Source organism: Bacillus sp. PAMC26543 (assembly GCF_014250375.1).
GTDB classification, from domain to species: Bacteria; Bacillota; Bacilli; order Bacillales; family Bacillaceae; genus Bacillus; species Bacillus halotolerans.
In genome coordinates this window covers 2103913-2120488 of record NZ_CP060193.1, presented here as the reverse complement: position 1 = coordinate 2120488, position 16576 = coordinate 2103913, and the positions used below count along the sequence as shown (strand labels likewise).

11 protein-coding genes and 2 pseudogenes are annotated in these 16576 nt (G+C 43.6%); 6 read left to right on the top strand and 7 right to left on the bottom strand.

All coding sequences use genetic code 11. From position 1 onward, the window contains the following. Positions 1–18 precede the first annotated feature (18 nt). Positions 19–1008 carry a zinc-binding dehydrogenase gene (locus tag H7F27_RS10980; RefSeq protein ID WP_024121632.1) on the top strand — a complete coding sequence of 330 codons (990 nt, stop codon included), beginning with the start codon at positions 19–21 and terminating at the stop codon, positions 1006–1008. 55 nt (positions 1009–1063) lie between these two features. Here the strand turns inward: H7F27_RS10980 and gltD are convergent, their stop codons facing one another. Both gltD and gltB read right to left on the bottom strand, forming a co-directional pair. Next, positions 1064–2545 carry a glutamate synthase small subunit gene (gene gltD, locus H7F27_RS10975; protein WP_185847902.1) on the bottom strand — a complete coding sequence of 494 codons (1482 nt, stop codon included), beginning with the start codon at positions 2543–2545 and terminating at the stop codon, positions 1064–1066. Positions 2546–2561: 16 nt separating this feature from the next. Further along, the gene (gene gltB / locus H7F27_RS10970; RefSeq protein ID WP_185847901.1) at positions 2562–7124 is read right to left on the bottom strand and encodes a glutamate synthase large subunit; all 4563 of its coding nucleotides are present in this window, start codon (positions 7122–7124) and stop codon (positions 2562–2564) included. A 146-nt stretch (positions 7125–7270) separates the two neighbouring features. Here gltB and gltC point away from each other — a divergent pair, with 146 nt between their 5' ends. Further along, positions 7271–8173, top strand: coding sequence for a glutamate biosynthesis transcriptional regulator GltC (gltC, locus tag H7F27_RS10965; RefSeq protein WP_024121635.1), 903 nt, complete (start codon positions 7271–7273; stop codon positions 8171–8173). 60 nt (positions 8174–8233) lie between these two features. Here the strand turns inward: gltC and proB are convergent, their stop codons facing one another. The 3 genes from proB to rtp form a co-directional block, all read right to left on the bottom strand. Further along, positions 8234–9349: a glutamate 5-kinase gene (proB, locus tag H7F27_RS10960; protein WP_185847900.1), complete on the bottom strand. Its 1116-nt coding sequence runs from the start codon at positions 9347–9349 to the stop codon at positions 8234–8236. Between the two features lie 15 nt (positions 9350–9364). Further along, a complete protein-coding gene (proC, locus tag H7F27_RS10955) occupies positions 9365–10243 on the bottom strand; it encodes a pyrroline-5-carboxylate reductase (RefSeq protein ID WP_101863279.1) in 879 nt (292 codons plus the stop codon). A gap of 146 nt (positions 10244–10389) precedes the next feature. Next, positions 10390–10758: a replication termination protein gene (gene rtp / locus H7F27_RS10950; RefSeq protein WP_010334473.1), complete on the bottom strand. Its 369-nt coding sequence runs from the start codon at positions 10756–10758 to the stop codon at positions 10390–10392. 303 nt (positions 10759–11061) lie between these two features. On the opposite strand from rtp, the gene H7F27_RS10945 reads away from it, so the two are divergent. Next, on the top strand, positions 11062–12279 hold the full coding sequence (locus H7F27_RS10945) for a cytochrome P450 (protein ID WP_185847899.1): 1218 nt from the start codon (positions 11062–11064) through the stop codon (positions 12277–12279). Positions 12280–12396: 117 nt separating this feature from the next. Here H7F27_RS10945 and H7F27_RS10940 read toward each other — a convergent pair whose 3' ends face one another. Next, on the bottom strand, positions 12397–13749 hold the full coding sequence (locus H7F27_RS10940) for an IS1182 family transposase (RefSeq protein ID WP_185847898.1): 1353 nt from the start codon (positions 13747–13749) through the stop codon (positions 12397–12399). 126 nt (positions 13750–13875) lie between these two features. Continuing rightward, complete coding sequence (locus tag H7F27_RS10935; protein ID WP_185847897.1) at positions 13876–14592, bottom strand: 3-ketoacyl-ACP reductase; 717 nt, start codon at positions 14590–14592, stop codon at positions 13876–13878. Between the two features lie 149 nt (positions 14593–14741). Here H7F27_RS10935 and H7F27_RS10930 point away from each other — a divergent pair, with 149 nt between their 5' ends. The 3 genes and pseudogenes from H7F27_RS10930 to H7F27_RS10920 all read left to right on the top strand — a co-directional run bounded on the left by H7F27_RS10930 (position 14742) and on the right by H7F27_RS10920 (position 16466). Then, positions 14742–15047, top strand: coding sequence for a DUF948 domain-containing protein (locus H7F27_RS10930; RefSeq protein WP_185847896.1), 306 nt, complete (start codon positions 14742–14744; stop codon positions 15045–15047). A 68-nt stretch (positions 15048–15115) separates the two neighbouring features. Beyond that, positions 15116–15894: pseudogene (locus H7F27_RS10925) on the top strand (hypothetical protein). Positions 15895–15937: 43 nt separating this feature from the next. Continuing rightward, positions 15938–16466: pseudogene (locus tag H7F27_RS10920) on the top strand (GNAT family N-acetyltransferase). Positions 16467–16576 lie beyond the last annotated feature (110 nt).

The following is a 16576-nucleotide window of genomic DNA, read 5'->3' as shown; positions in this document are numbered from 1 at the left end:
ATATAGGAGGCAGACGGCATGAAAGCGGTTATTCATAACGGAAAAAGCGGACTTCGGGGGTTAGCGTATCAGGACATCCCTTCTCAAAATCCCGGATACGGAGAAGTGAAAGTAAAGTTGAAAACGGCCGGATTAAATCATCGGGACCTGTTTCTCATGAAAAATAAAACTGAACAAGATCCTGAGTTTATTCTGGGCTCTGACGGTGCTGGTATTATTGAAGCGGTCGGTGAAGGTGTAGATCATCTGGCTGTTCAAACAGAAGTGGTGATTTTACCGACTTTGAATTGGGAAGTAACAGATGATGTACCTCCTGTTCCGGATATTTTGGGAGGCCCTTCAAACGGAACACTTGCTGAATATGTGATCATTCCTTCACAAAACGCAGTGAAAAAACCTTCTTATCTATCCTGGGAGGAAGCAGGCGTGTTGCCATTATCAGCTCTGACCGCATATCGATCACTTTTTACAAAGGCCCAATTAAAAAAAGGCGAGCATATTTTGATACCCGGAATTGGAAGCGGCGTTGCAACCTACGCGCTAGTAATGGCTAAAGCGATTGGAGCAACTGTAAGCGTGACTTCTCGAAGCGAGGAAAAAAGAAAAAGAGCAATACAATTAGGCGCTGACCACGCTTTTGAAAGTTACAGCAATTGGTCTGAACATCTTCAAGGACAAAAAGCTGATGTCATTCTCGATAGCATAGGACCGGCCCTCTTTTCAGAATACTTTGATCATGTTAAACCGAACGGCCGTATTGTCAGCTTTGGTGCAAGTTCGGGTGATAATCTCAGTTTTCCGCTGCGTTCTTTATTCTTTCCGCAAATCAATATATTGGGAACGTCAATGGGAAGTCGCGATGAATTCCGTGAAATGCTGCATTTCATGGAAAAACATAAACTTCGGCCCGTGCTTGACCGGACATATCCTATAGAACAAGCACATGAAGCATATACCAGTATGCTGGAAGGCAGCCAGTTTGGGAACATCGGAATCACAATAGATTAAAAAAGAAACCGGCTGACAAACAGTCCGGTTTCTTTTTTTATATAATCCCCTTTATTTACGGCAGAACTGAACTCCCCATCAAATATCGGTCAACTTCACGCGCCACTTCACGGCCTTCATTAATCGCCCATACGATTAAGCTTTGGCCTCTTCTTGCATCCCCTGCGGCGAAAACACCATCGATATTTGTTTTATAATCCCCATATGCTGCGCTGATTTTGTTGTTATTAGAATCAACACCAAATTGTTTTAAAAGCGGCTGTTCTGTGCCTTCAAAGCCGATAGCGATAAAGACGAGCTGAGCAGGCCATACTTTTTCAGTTCCAGGCAGTTCACGGAACTCGTATTTTCCATGCTCATTTTTCACTTTCTCCATTTGAATCGTATGGAGCTCTTTCAATTTGCCGTTTTTATCGGCAACCAATTTTTTTGTTTGGATCGAATATTCTCTCGGATCTCTTCCGAATTTTGCTTCTGCTTCTTCATATGCATATTCAAGCGTAAAGACGTGCGGCTGTTCAGGCCACATATTATCATTCGTGCGAGCCGGAGGAAGTTTCGGGTGTTTGCCGAATTGGTGCACGCTTTTGGCTTTTTGGCGCAAAGCGGTAGCCACACAGTCAGCTCCTGTGTCTCCGCCTCCGATCACGATAACGTCTTTCCCCTTCGCATCAATGAATCGCTTGTCTTTAAAGTTAGAATCTAAATAGCTTTTTGTAGCAAGCGTCAAGTAATCCATCGCGTAGTGAACACCTTTTGATTCGCGTCCCTCGATTAACAGATCCCGCTGTTTTTGAGCACCTGTGCAAAGGATCACGGAATCAAATTGCTCTTGCAGCTCATCAGCCGTTATATCAACGCCAATTTCCGTATTTGTAACAAAATCGATTCCTTCTTGCGTCAGCAACTTAATGCGGCGTTCGACAATTCCTTTTTCAAGTTTCATGTTTGGAATGCCGTAAGTTAAAAGTCCGCCCGCTCTGTCTGCGCGTTCAAATACAGTGACAGAATGTCCAGCTTGGTTCAACTGGTCAGCACTCGCCAGTCCGGCTGGGCCCGACCCAACGATGGCAACTTTTTTGCCTGTTCGTTTTTTCGGAATTCTAGGATGAATCCAGCCATTCTCAAACCCTTTATCAATTATGGTCCGTTCAATATTCTTAATCGATACGGCCGGGTCGGAAATCGCTAGTGTACATGACCCTTCACAAGGAGCGGGACAAACCCGCCCTGTGAATTCAGGAAAGTTGTTTGTTTTTACAAGCCGTTCTAATGCTTCTTTCCATCTGCCTCGGTAGACAAGATCGTTCCATTCAGGAATTAAGTTGTAAATCGGACAGCCGGATGTAAATCCGTTAATGTCAGCACCGATCTGGCAAAACGGTGTACCGCAATCCATACACCGTGCCCCCTGCCGTTTCGACGCTTCTTCTGAAAAAGGAGCAGAATATTCCTTCCAGTCCTTTAAGCGAGTGAGAGGGTCTCGCTCAGCTGGTTTTTCTCGTTTGATTTCCATAAATCCAGTTGGTTTCCCCATGTTCCTCTCCCCTTCCTTACTGTACTACCGCTTGTTTTTGTCCCGCCGGCGCTTTTTTCTGCTTTGGTTTCGTATTGGCTTCAAACGCGTACATGACGGCTTCTTCCTCAGATAAGCCCGCAGCTTTTTGCTCTTCGATGCTCGCAAGCATTTGTTTATAGTTTTTCGGAATCACTTTAATGAATGTATTCACGTTGTCTTCCCACTGTTCAAGCAGGTCTGCTGCTTTTTGGCTGTTTGTATACGCGGCATGTTTTTCAAGCATTGCTTTAACTTGTTGAATTTCTTTTTCAACTTCTAATGACTCTAACAAAATCATTTCAAGGTTGCATTTGCGTTTAAATGCCTTTACATCTTCGGCCAATACATACGCGATTCCGCCGGACATACCAGCCGCGAAGTTTTTGCCGACATCACCCAGTACGACAACACTTCCGCCTGTCATGTATTCACAGCCGTGATCACCGATGCCTTCAACAACAACATTCACACCGCTGTTCCGAACGGCAAAGCGTTCACCTGCACGGCCGTTAATATATGCTTCTCCGCTCGTCGCGCCATAGAATGCTACGTTGCCGATAATTACATTATCATGTGATTCGGAGTTGAATCCTTCCGGTGATTTGACAATGATTTTTCCGCCAGACAGACCTTTTCCGACATAGTCATTTGAATCTCCGTCTAAATAAAGCGTCATGCCTTTTGGAACGAACGCTCCAAAGCTTTGGCCGGCTGAACCTGTGAATTGCAGCTTAATCGTATCTTCCGGAAGTCCTTCTTCTCCGTAACGTTTCGAAATTTCACTGCCTGTTACAGTGCCTGCTACACGGTTTGTGTTATTGATTTCGACTGAAATATCAGCTTCTTTTCCCGATTCAATGGCATCTTTTACAGCAGGAAGAATTGTTGTGATATCGAGCGATTGATCAATTTTATGGTTTTGCGGCGTTTGGAATGTCCGTATCCCTTCCGGCTGATAAAGAAGTGTGGACAAATCAAGCTGGCTCGCTTTCCAATGCGCCTTTGCCCGCTCACTCACGTTAAGTGCGTCAGTGCGGCCGATCATTTCATCGAACGTTTTAAAACCTAATGCAGCCATGTATTCACGGACTTCTTCAGCAATAAACAACATGTAGTTCACAATATGATCAGGATCTCCCATGAACTTTTTGCGAAGTTCAGGATTTTGAGTCGCTACCCCGACAGGACATGTATCCAAATGGCAGGCGCGCATCATAACACAGCCGAGAACAACTAACGGAGCAGTTGCGAAACCGAATTCTTCGGCGCCGAGCAATGCGGCCATGACGACGTCGCGGCCTGTCATAAGCTTTCCGTCTGTTTCTAATACAACACGATCACGGAGTCCGTTCAGCATTAAGGTTTGGTGCGCTTCTGCAAGGCCAAGCTCCCACGGAAGCCCTGTATGTTTAATGCTTGTTTTAGGTGAAGCACCTGTACCTCCGTCGTAACCGCTGATAACGATGACATCTGCAGTTGCTTTAGCAACACCCGCAGCGATCGTTCCGACACCAGCTTTTGAGACCAGCTTCACGCTGATTCTTGCATCACGGTTCGCATTTTTTAAATCGTGAATCAGCTGGGCTAAATCCTCGATTGAATAAATGTCATGGTGAGGAGGCGGTGAAATCAATCCGACCCCAGGTGTTGATCCGCGGACATCGGCAACCCAAGGATACACTTTATTGCCTGGCAGCTGTCCGCCTTCTCCCGGTTTTGCGCCTTGCGCCATTTTAATCTGCAGCTCATCGGCGTTGACTAAGTAATGGCTTTTCACACCGAATCGTCCGGATGCAATTTGTTTGATCGCGCTTCTTCTGTCATCGCCGTTTTCATCAGGCACAAAGCGTTTTGGATCTTCTCCGCCTTCACCGCTGTTGCTTTTTCCACCCAAGCGGTTCATCGCAATCGCTAATGCTTCGTGGGCTTCCTTGCTTAATGATCCAAATGACATCGCACCTGTTTTAAAACGTTTGACAATCGATTCAGCAGATTCTACTTCCTCCACTTTTAGAGGCTTGCGGTTTTCGTCAAATGAGAACAAGTTTCGCAGGAATCCGATTCGTTCTTCATCTGCCGCTTTCGTATATTGTTTAAACAGATTGTAATCATTTCTGCGGCACGCCCATTGCAAGGTGTGAATCGTTTTCGGGTTAAATGCGTGATGCTCTCCGCCGTTTCTCCATTGGAAGTCACTTCCCGGTTCAAGCGTTTTGCTGTAGTCATCCTTATAGGCTTCCTGGTGGCGGCGCTGCGCCTCTGCCGCAATGGTATTTAAGTCAATGCCGCCGAGCTGTGATGCTGTTCCCGTAAAATAAAGGTCAATCACGTCACGGCTGATTCCTACCGCTTCAAAGATTTGGGCGCCCCTGTAGCTCTGTACCGTAGAAATCCCCATCTTCGACATCACTTTTACGACACCTTCGGTAATGCTTTTTCCATACTTGCTGACTGCTTCTTCATAGCTGATATCCAAACGGCCTTCGTCAATTTCCTGTTTATAGGTCGCATATGTCAGATAAGGATTGACAGCATCGGCTCCATAGCCGATTAGAGCTGCAAAGTGATGAACTTCACGTGCTTCTCCCGATTCAACGATAATGCTGACTTTCGTGCGCAATCCTTTTCGGATTAAATGCTGGTGCAGTGCGCTGACTGCTAACAGCGGCGGAATTGGCGTTAACTGATCATTCATTGCTCTATCGGACAAAATCAAAAGACTGACGCCTTGGCTGATTGCTTTCTCAGCTTGGGTGAACATGTCTTTTAACCCGCGTTCAAGATCTTCTGAAAACAGCACATTCATTTTTTGGCTTCTTAAATCAGGATGGACGATGGTTTTCAGCGCATAAAACTGCTCATTGGATAACACGGGTGTATACAGCTTGATTCGGCGGACGTTTCGTTCATTCGGATGAAGGAGATCGCCTTCTGCTCCGAGCCAAGTCATTGTTGAAGTCACGAGCTGCTCGCGAATCGCGTCAATCGGCGGGTTGGTCACCTGTGCAAACAATTGCTTAAAGTAGTTAAACAGCGATTGCGGGCGATCAGACAAAACAGCAAGCGGCGAATCGTTCCCCATTGAGCCGAGAGGATCTTTTCCTTCTTTAATAACAGGAATTAAATATTTTTGAATATCCTCATATGTGTATCCAAACGCTTTCTGACGCGTAAGAAGATCCGTGAACTGCTCTTCCTCTCTTGTTTCCGGATCAGGATTCACTTGCACAAGCTCTTCCTCAAGCCATTTTTGGTACGGATATTCAGTTGCGATTTGTGTTTTTACTTCTTCATCAGAAATGATGCGGCCTTCTTCCAGGTCAATTAAAAGCATTTTTCCTGGTTCAAGGCGGTTTTTATATAAAACGTTTTCCTGTTCAACCTCAATAACGCCGACCTCAGATGAGAAAATAATATAATCATCCTTTGTCACATAATAACGGGCCGGACGTAAACCATTTCGGTCGAGTATTGCGCCGATTTGTTTTCCGTCAGTAAATGAAATGGCCGTCGGACCGTCCCAAGGCTCCATTAATGAGCTGTGATACTCATAAAACGCTCTTTTTTCTTTAGACATGTGCGTATTTTCTGTCCATGGCTCAGGAATCAGCATCATCGCCGTATGTGCCGGCTTGCGTCCAGCCATAACGAAAAACTCAAATGCGTTATCTAAAATGGAAGAGTCACTGCCGTCAGCATTCAGAATCGGAAGAATTTTATTGAGATCCTCACCAAAACTTTCAGACACAAATTGCTGTTCACGTGCTCTCATCCAGTTGATATTTCCTCGAAGGGTGTTAATCTCACCATTGTGAACCAAATAACGGTTTGGGTGTGCTCTTTCCCATGTAGGGAAGGTATTCGTGCTGAAGCGTGAATGAACTAGTGCAAAAGCGGATACGAATGCCTCATCTTGCAGATCGGAATAAAACGCATCAACCTGTTCAGGTGTTAAAAGGCCTTTATAAACAATAGTTTGGCTTGAAAGACTGGCAAAATAAAAATCTAGACCTTCCGTTACTCCCCAGTTTTCAGCCTGTTTACGAATGACATACAATTTTCGCTCAAAGGACAAATCATCCTTCAGGTCAGAACTTGCGCCAATGAATACTTGACGGACAAACGGACAGCTTTTTTGTGCTACTGTTCCGATTTTTCCGACATTTACAGGTACAGTTCTCCATCCAAGCACAACTTGGCCTTCCTGCTCAATCAGTGCATCGATTTGCTTTTCGATTTTTTTTCTTTCATCTTCCTTCTGCGAGAAAAAGACCATTCCTACCCCGTAACGTCCTTTTTCCGGCAGATTGATGTCTTTGCACTCTTTCTTAAAGAAAGCATCAGGGATTTGAACCAGTAAGCCGGCACCGTCTCCCGTATCCGGATCACTGCCTTGACCTCCTCTGTGGTCGAGCTGGCAAAGCATCTGCAGCCCCTGTTTGACGATGTCATGTGTCGCCTTGCCTTTTAAGTGCGCATATAGGCCGATTCCGCATGCATCATGTTCAAATTCAGGACGGTAGAGACCTTGAGCTTTTGGCATTTGATTGTAAGTCATAATTCCTCTCCCCCGATCAGTTTCCGATAATACCGGTCATAAAATCTAACAACTCTAATATTATTGTAGGTTTTCAAAACGATATAAACAATATATAATTTAGATCAAAAGAATCTCAAAATGAGATAGATGGATGTGAGACTTACATGGAGCTGCGCCAACTGCGTTATTTTATGGAGGTTGCTGAACGGGAACACGTTTCAGAAGCCGCTGATTATCTGCATGTGGCCCAATCAGCAATCAGCAGACAAATTGCAAACCTTGAAGAAGAATTAAATGTTACTTTATTTGAGCGTGAAGGGAGAAATATCAAACTCACTCCGATTGGAAAAGAATTTTTAATTCATGTCAAAACAGCGATGAAAGCCATCGATTATGCAAAAGAACAAATTGATGAGTACCTTGACCCGCATCGCGGAACCGTAAAAATCGGCTTTCCTACAAGCCTCGCCAGTCAGCTACTGCCGACTGTCGTTTCGGCATTTAAAGAAGAATATCCGCACGTAGAGTTTTTGCTGCGCCAAGGCTCTTATAAGTTTCTGATTGAAGCTGTCAGAAACCGCGATATCGATTTAGCGTTATTAGGCCCGGTGCCGACGAATTTTCCAGACATAGCAGGAAATATTTTATTCACGGAAAAAATTTACGCGCTTGTACCTTTAAATCATCCGCTCGCCAAACAAAAAACGGTGCATTTAATCGATTTGCGCAACGATCAATTTGTGTTGTTTCCGGAAGGATTTGTGCTCAGAAAAATGGCGATTGACTCTTGCAAACAAGCCGGGTTTGCCCCTCTTGTCTCTACAGAGGGTGAGGATTTGGACGCTATCAAAGGATTGGTGTCCGCAGGTATGGGTGTCACCCTTCTGCCGGAGAGCACTTTTGCTGAAACGACACCCCGATTTACTGTGAAAATTCCAATTGAGTTTCCTCAAGTGAAACGGACTGTCGGAATTATTAAGCCGAAAAATAGAGAGCTTGCACCGTCAGCTCAGGATTTTTATGAGTTTGTCATTCAGTTTTTCTCGAAATTGGAACAGTATCAATAAAAAAGAACCCGAGCTTCTCTGGAGAAGTTCGGGTTTTTTGTTCCCGTGTATTTCTTCTATTTAATATACAGGCAAAGATAAATCCACATGGCAGACAAACGCTTCTGGATCAATCACAGCTTTGTTTTTCGTGCCTTTATTTTTTTCGGGTGTCTCAAGCTGCGAGGAAGAATAATTGACGATCCCGAGGCCGATGTCTTCACCATGAGAATCAGTCAGGCGGACAACAGCGCCGCTTTTAAATTTTCCTTTAATCTCCCTTACACCATCTGGGTATATACACGATTGACCGTCAGCTATTTGGCCGGAACAGTCATCTGATAACACAATTTCACCTTCTGGTCCGGAATTAAAAGCGATCCACTGCTCTTTTTGATTCAACGGAAGCGTTCCCTCAGCTTCAAAATAGGTGCCTTCCGCCTCTCCATGAACAGCTTGATATAATATATCTGCAGCGTCTGCCTGGCCAAGAAATCCTTTTATGCCGGATGCCATCACAATTTTAAACGCATCCAGTTTGGACCGCATGCCTCCGGTGCCGACCTCGCTGTCTGTATCGCCTGCACACGCTTCAATTTCAGGTGTAATCTCACTGACCCGCTGCACCCTTTTCGCTTTTGGATTATTTCGCGGATTGCCGTCATATAAACCGTCGATATCCGATAAAATCACAAGCAAATCCGCATCGATTAATCCGGCGACTTTGGCCGCGAGTGTATCATTATCGCCAAACTTAAGCCGATTGACGGTCACTGTGTCATTTTCGTTAATTATCGGGATAATACCGCGTTCGAGCAGTACATTCATTGTGTTCCGAACATTGTGATATCGGTATTCATCAGAAAAGTCGCTTCTTGTAATTAAAATTTGGGAAGCCACATAACCGTGCGCCAAAAACAGCTTTGAATAAGCCTCCATCAGCAACCCTTGACCGATTGAAGCAGACGCTTGTTTTTCAGGCAGATTATCTGGTCGCTGAAGAAACCCGAGCTTGCGATATCCTGCAGCTACTGCGCCGGAAGAAACCAGGATGACTTCATATCCGGCGTCTTTTAGTTTGGCGACCTGGTCCACTAAAGCTTCCAGTTTGCGAATGCTGATTTCCCCATGAAGACTTGTTAATGAACTGCTGCCGATCTTCACGACAACTCTTTTCATTTCTGTTTCAGACGTCACTTTATCACTCCTGTTTTATAGCGGTGCCGCTGTTTTTTCGATATCATCGCTGATTTCCTTTGAACGCTTAGCCGCATGTTTAATGGCTTGAGAAATGGCTTCTCCTCCGCCGCTCTTCTTCAAGGCCTGCAATCCGGCAGCAGTCGTTCCATTTGGCGAGGTGATATTATCTCTCAGCACCTCGGGCTGTTCTCCTGTCTCCATCAGCATTTTTGCAGCACCCAAGAGTGTCTGTGCACCGATGCTTCGTGATAAATGTTTATCAAGGCCTGCTTCCTCGCCTGTCTTTTCGATGAATTCCATTAAATAATAAAAATACGCAGGGCCGCTGCCGGCAATTCCCGTGAATATGTCCATTTGATTTTCCTGGATTGTATACACTTCACCCATGCAGCCGAGCAAAGCCGCCGTCAGTTTTTCTAAATCATCTGTCACATGCCTGCCAAGTGCGATGGCAGTTGCAGAAGCGCCGATCATACTTGATGTGTTAGGCATTACTCTGACAACCGGCTGTTGATTATGCAATGATTGTTCAATATAAGAGGTGGTTATGCCGGCTAGCACCGACAAAATTAATTGATGGGGTTGGATGCGTGTTTTTAATGATGACAGAGCGCTTTCGGCATCTTTTGGCTTCATCGCCAAAATGAGCACATCCATGTCTTCAATACATAAGTGATCCGGCGCCACGCCTTTGATTCCATATTGAAGTTCAAGCTCAGCTAATCGCTCTGTATTGCTGCGGTTTGTAACGCAGATGTTTTGTTTTGGGATTTTATTGGCACGAACGATACCTGATATCATTCCTTCCGCCATAGATCCGGCTCCGATAAAAGCTACTTTTTTTTGATCAAAGATCGGTAACATCTCCTTTGTTCGCTTTTTTGTTCGTATTTTCACACGTTTAAAATGTTACCACGTGAGGAAATGATGTCAAGTTTGAAGGTCACTATTGATTTGTATTGTTTCATTTCGACAAATATGTATAATGAAAAACAGAAAACACCCGATACTCGTGACTATGCCGGGTGTTTTCTATGTTAAAAATTATCTGACAGTGCTTTTTCAATCAGTTTCTTGCAGCGATCCAGCTCTACTTTCAGCTGTTTTTTATACAGCTTGGCTGCCTCGTAATCTTTAAATTGATAGAGGACCACTTCTTGGAGCTTAGCCCCTTCTTTCTTTACTTTGATTTGTTTTAATATCCCATCATCAAGAAGCTCATGCAAAGACCGGTAAACCTCTGTATGGTTTGGTTTAAAACCAATCTCTTTAAATTCTGATCGAAGCACTTCCAGAAGCTTTAACCCGTAAAGTCTTTTCTGCTCAGTCATGGTAATCATATAAAGCTTCAAAAACGCGCGCTGCTTGACTAAAAATCCAGTGGAACTTCTTTTTTCTTCTTTCATCGGTCTGCACCCCTTCTCTGTAAACTGAGAACACCATGTACTAAATATTCAATTTTTTCCTGTTGTTCTCCTTCTTCTATTCATAACATGATAATCAAGTTATTTTGTGTTTGGTGTTTGTATGGCTGGTGGGAATAGAAAAAGATAAAATGAACATTTGGTACATAGTTTGTTTGGTTCATTATAACTTGTTTTCACTATGATCTTCAATTTAAAACTATTGTCCGGTTTACATTTTCTTCAATATATGTCCATTGAATTGAAAACAGCCTTTGATAACGTATCGATAAAGGAGATGATAAAATGACAAAGCAAACAGCGCGCCCTGCCAAAGAAGAACGTTACGCCAACTTGATTCCCATGAAAGAATTGCAATTCGAAAAGGATCGTCTTTTCCCCTTCCCGATTTATGAAAAGCTTCGGGAATCGTCTCCTGTTCGCTATGACAAACAGCGTGATTGCTGGGATGTTTTTAAGTATGATGACGTTCAATTCGTCCTGAAAAATCCCAAACTTTTTTCATCCAAACGCGGCATACAGGCAGAAAGCATTTTAACAATGGACCCTCCGAAACATACCAAATTACGTGCACTCGTCAACAAATCGTTTACTCCAAAGGCAGTGAAACAAATCGAAACCCGCATAAAAGACGTTACAGCATTCCTCTTACAGGAGGCGCGGCAAAAAGACACAATCGATATGATAGATGATATAGCAGGCCCCCTTCCTGTTATTATCATTGCTGAAATGCTTGGAGCACCGATTGAAGACCGGCACATCATCAAAACATACTCCGACGTGCTCGTTGCCGGAGCGAAGGACAGTTCAGACAAATCTGTCGCTGACATGGTTCAAAAACGCCGGGACGGCCACGCTTTCTTAAGTAACTATTTTAGAGACATTCTATTAAAACGACGAGCCCAGCCAAAAGAAGATTTGATTACGATGCTTTTGCAGTCAGAAGTCGATGGAGAATATCTAACAGAAGAGCAGCTGCTCGGTTTTTGCATTCTACTTCTTGTCGCGGGAAACGAAACGACTACTAATTTGATCGCGAATGCTGTTCGCTATATCACGGAAGACACAGCCATGCAACAACAGATAAGACAGAATACAGACTATGTGCCTAATATAATAGAAGAAACACTCCGCTATTATCCGCCTGTTCAAGCCATCGGACGAGTTGCAGCAGAAGATATAGCGCTTGGCAGAGCATTTATAAAGAAAGGATCTTCCGTTATCAGCTGGGTCGCGTCAGCCAATCGGGATGAAGCTAAATTTTCTGAACCTGATCGTTTTATCATTAACCGCCCCTCCTACCCCCATCTCAGCTTTGGGTTCGGAATTCACTTTTGCCTCGGCGCACCATTGGCCAGGCTCGAAGCAAAAATCGCTCTTTCCTCCCTCTTGTCTATGTCAGCTTATATTAAAAAAGCTGATGATGAACAGAAACTCGAAGCGGTACCAAGTCCTTTCGTGTTTGGTGTTAAACATTTACCTGTGCGGATTGAATTCAAATAAAAAAAGCCTGTCGCTAGACAGGCTCAGCTTGTAGAGAAAACGATGTTTTTTCTACAAGCTTTTTTGTTTCTTTAGATGCTTATTGTATTTTAGATACAGAAAAAGGCTCCCACATATCTATCCCTGCTTGGATAGGTATGTGGCAATCTTCTTCATGTTCTGGCATGCGGCTGTGAGGAGAACTTGTTCGCTCACATTTCGTTGTCCCCTCAACCTGCAATAGCGAAGCCCATGCAGCTGTTTTGAATCTGCAAAGCTTCGCTCTATTTTTTCTTTTCTTTTTTTGTAGAGGTTTTTTCCTGAAACAGACAAGCGATTTTGTCTGACCTTTTCTTTATGGTCTTCCCATACATGCCGAGTAATCACTTTCTGCCGATTCTTTGATTTTGTACAGTTTTCAAGCAGCGGGCATGAGGAACATATTTCAGGATTTGATTTATATGTCCGGTAGCCTTTTCGGTCAGTTGTTGAGTACGTAAGGGTTTGCTGGTTCGGGCAAATATATCTGTCTTGTTCACTGTCGTAATGAAATTTCCATTTTGGAAACAAGCCTCGGATAGGGTGATAAAGTCTATGTGCGATGACACCAAAGATTTGTCGGTCAGATAATCCTTTACAGATCGGAGTCGTTAAATATCCGGAATCAAGGGCGACGGCTTCTACTTGAAACCCAAATCGTGCGATTTGGTGATCCAATCGGTCAAGATAGGGCACAGAATCATGGACATTTCCAGGTGTGACATAGGTATCTGTGATAATGTTGTATTTCATATCTGTTGTGCGGTGATCTAAATAGAAAAAACCTTCTGGTTTGTTTTCACGATACAGATATCCACTTTCCGGATCTGTTGTACTATGGCGGATCTCTTTTTCAGCTTTCACCTCCTCTTTGATTGTTAATGGCTTTTTTCCGTGTTCCTCCCGATCCTCTTGAATGGCTTCATTTAAATCTTTGATATAGTTTTGGGTATCCTGCGCAATTGTTTTTCTTGTGTATTTATGCTTGTTGGCATTGGCTTTCAGATGAGTTGAATCGGTGAATAGGACACGTCCGCCCACCATGTCATGATTGATGGCCTGAAGAACGATCTCATCAAAAATGTCTTGGAAGATGGTTGTATCTTTAAAGCGTGTGCGTCTGTTCCAGCTGATGGTGGAGTGGTGCGGAACCGGGTCATTGATATTCAGTCCCAAAAACCATCTGTACGCCATATTGTAGTAAATTTCTTTTTCGAGCTGTCTTTCTGAACGGATACCGTAGAGGTAGCCGATAAACATCATTTTGAATAAAATTAGCGGATCAAGTGAGGGGCGGCCTTTGTTTTCGCTGTAGTAGGGTTTCACCTTTTCAATGATGAAAGAGAAGTCTATGTGTTTATCAATTTTACGAAGCAGATGATCCTCTTCGACGAGTTGGTCAAGCAGAACAAATTCGGCTGCATTTTGAGAAGAATTTCTTGTGTGCAACATGAGAAAGACACCGTCCTTGTAAGTCTTTCTTTTATTTTATTACATGAGAATGGATATTTTAAGAAAAAATAAAGGCTGTCGAGATTTTCTCGACAGCCTGAGCCTGTCGCTAGACAGGCTTTCGTTTTACGGATTTGTTGACCACAATCCTGCAGATTTAATGAAAATACGCGGATCTAATTTCAATTGAGCTACCATATATTCAGCAAGATCCTCAGGCTGCATAACCTTTTCAGGATTGCCGTCTGTCAGGTTCAGTTCAATCGACATATCACTTGCGACAGTGCTCGGCGTTAACGCGCTGACTCTGATATTATGCTTTCTCACTTCTTGCATGAGAGATTCTGTTAACCCAAGAACGGCAAATTTGGATGCGCTGTAAGCGCTTGTGACAGCTGCTCCTCTTTGGCCGGCTGTAGAAGAAATATTAATAATGTCACCAGCTTTGCGTTCAATCATTTCAGGAAGCACCGCACGAGTAACATGGTATACACCCATTAGGTTCACTTGAATGATATTTTCCCACTCATCAGCGGATAGATCTAAGAATCCGCCAAATTTGCTGATTCCCGCATTGTTAACGAGAATATCAATCTCGCCTAGCTCCTCTTTAATAGAAGCCACAGCTTGATCAACATGCGCCGCATCCTTTACATCCGCAGCGGCAAACGCAGCTTTCACACCAAGTGCTTTTACTTCTTCTGCGACTTTCTCAACATTGGCGGCAGTTCGTCCGATTAAACCGATATTTACGCCTTCTTTCGCAAGCGCAAGAGCTGTCGCGCGTCCAATCCCTCTGCCTCCGCCTGTGATAAGAGCAGTTTTATTTTGTAAACTTTGCAATTGAAGCACCCTTTCTTTGTTTACATATGTACGATAACACATTATAAGCACAAGAAAACCAATACGCAAATCATATGAACTGACCAGATAACATTTCACATGATTATAATAGGCGAAATAGGGTATGACATTAGAAAAGGGGTGAACATATGGTTATCGTTTATATCAGTATCGCAGTAATAGCCATTTCAATCATTTACTTAGGGATAAATGTGATTCAAAACAAGAAGAAAATAGATCCCGCCATGAAGGAACTCACTGCAGTTACGCAATCCATGCAAAAACAAGTTGAAATGGTAAAAACGGAAGCACAGCAGCTGTCTGAAAAACAAAAAATGATTCAGTACGATGTTGAAATGAAAAAAACCGCGTTGCAGCAGACTGCTGCTGAAGTGAAAGAAGCCCCTCAAGCAGTTAAAGAGGTGTGGCACGCAGGACATTTGAATAGAGGTTAAATATGAATGATATCCCGTTGTAACGTTTAAAATGGACAATGGGATATCATTTTTAGGGAGGTTCACCCATGATTGGAAACCGCAGCGGTTTAGCAGCATTTGCAGAGAAATTAAATACTCTTCCGGTATCAAGACCGCTTTCGAAAACGGATTTGCTCACTTCCCCATTTCGCATACACCAAGAAAACGCGCTTGAAATGTACTATTCACCTCATAATGAATATATCAATCAAGATGCTTCAGTTGTGATGTCAGGCATAACGCCGGGTTTTTCACAGATGAAAACAGCTTATGAAACAGCCGCAGAAAGCTTGCGCAAAGGCCGATCTCTAGAACAGATAGCTTTAGACACCAAAAAAGCGGCAGGACTTTCTGGAACTATGAGAGATAACCTGATTACGATGCTGGATCAATGCGGGCTGCCGCAGGTTTTAGGCATTCAAAGCGCCGCACAGCTTTTCGGCGACTTGCGCCATATGCTTCACACCACTTCTGTTATCAAATACCCTGTTTTCATTCAACAGAAAAACTATACAGGACATCGTCCGGCTATCCCCCGCTCATCTATGCTAAGCACTTATGCATATAAGCATTTTCCCGCTGAACTTGAAAAGCTATCGAGCCCTGCTCTTCTTATCCCGCTAGGCAAAGCAGCCGAAACAGTCTGTGAAACACTGATCAGGGAAAACAGCAAATGGCGGCTGACCTGCCTACACGGCTTCCCTCACCCATCGGGGGCGAACGGCCATCGAACGAAACAATTTAATAAAAACAAAGAGGAATTAGAAAAACAAATCCGCTCCTTTGCTTCATCAAATTCGATTTCGTTATAGAAAAGAGGAAATAAAAGGGATATGATAAACCTACATACACCATAAGGGAGGGATTCGGTGTTTCCTGAATTAGAAACCGTCAGGCTTATTCTAAGAGAGTTGACAGAGAAAGATGCGGAAGCCATTTTTACTTGTTTTTCAAACCATGGCGTCACACTCTACTACGGACTTGATCCCTTTGAAAGTATAGATCAAGCAAAAACAATGATTCATCAGTTTGCCGACAATTATCAAGAAAAGCGGGGAATACGGTGGGGAATTGAAAAGAAAAGACACCAAAGAACTCATCGGTACGATTGGCTTTCATGCTTTGGCCCTCAAGCATAAACGTGCAGAAATCGGTTATGAAATCAGCCCGGCGAATTGGCGAAACGGCTATGCGTCAGAAGCCATTTTAGAAATTGTGTCTTTCGGCTTTGATATCCTTGAACTAACGAGAATCGGTGCAGTTGTTTTTATGGAAAATGAAGCGTCAAATCGTTTGCTGTTAAAAATGGGATTTGAAAAAGAAGGCGTATTAAGACAATATATGTACCAAAGCGGTTTCCCTTATGATACAAATGTTTATTCTATGATAAATTCATGAAAATCAGAGAATGAGCAGAGATTCTAGCTGCTCTTCTCTAAGTCTCTCGTCTGTTTTCACTCCGCAGGATTGCCTCTCAAAATATCATAGCTAAAATACTCACAGTAGCG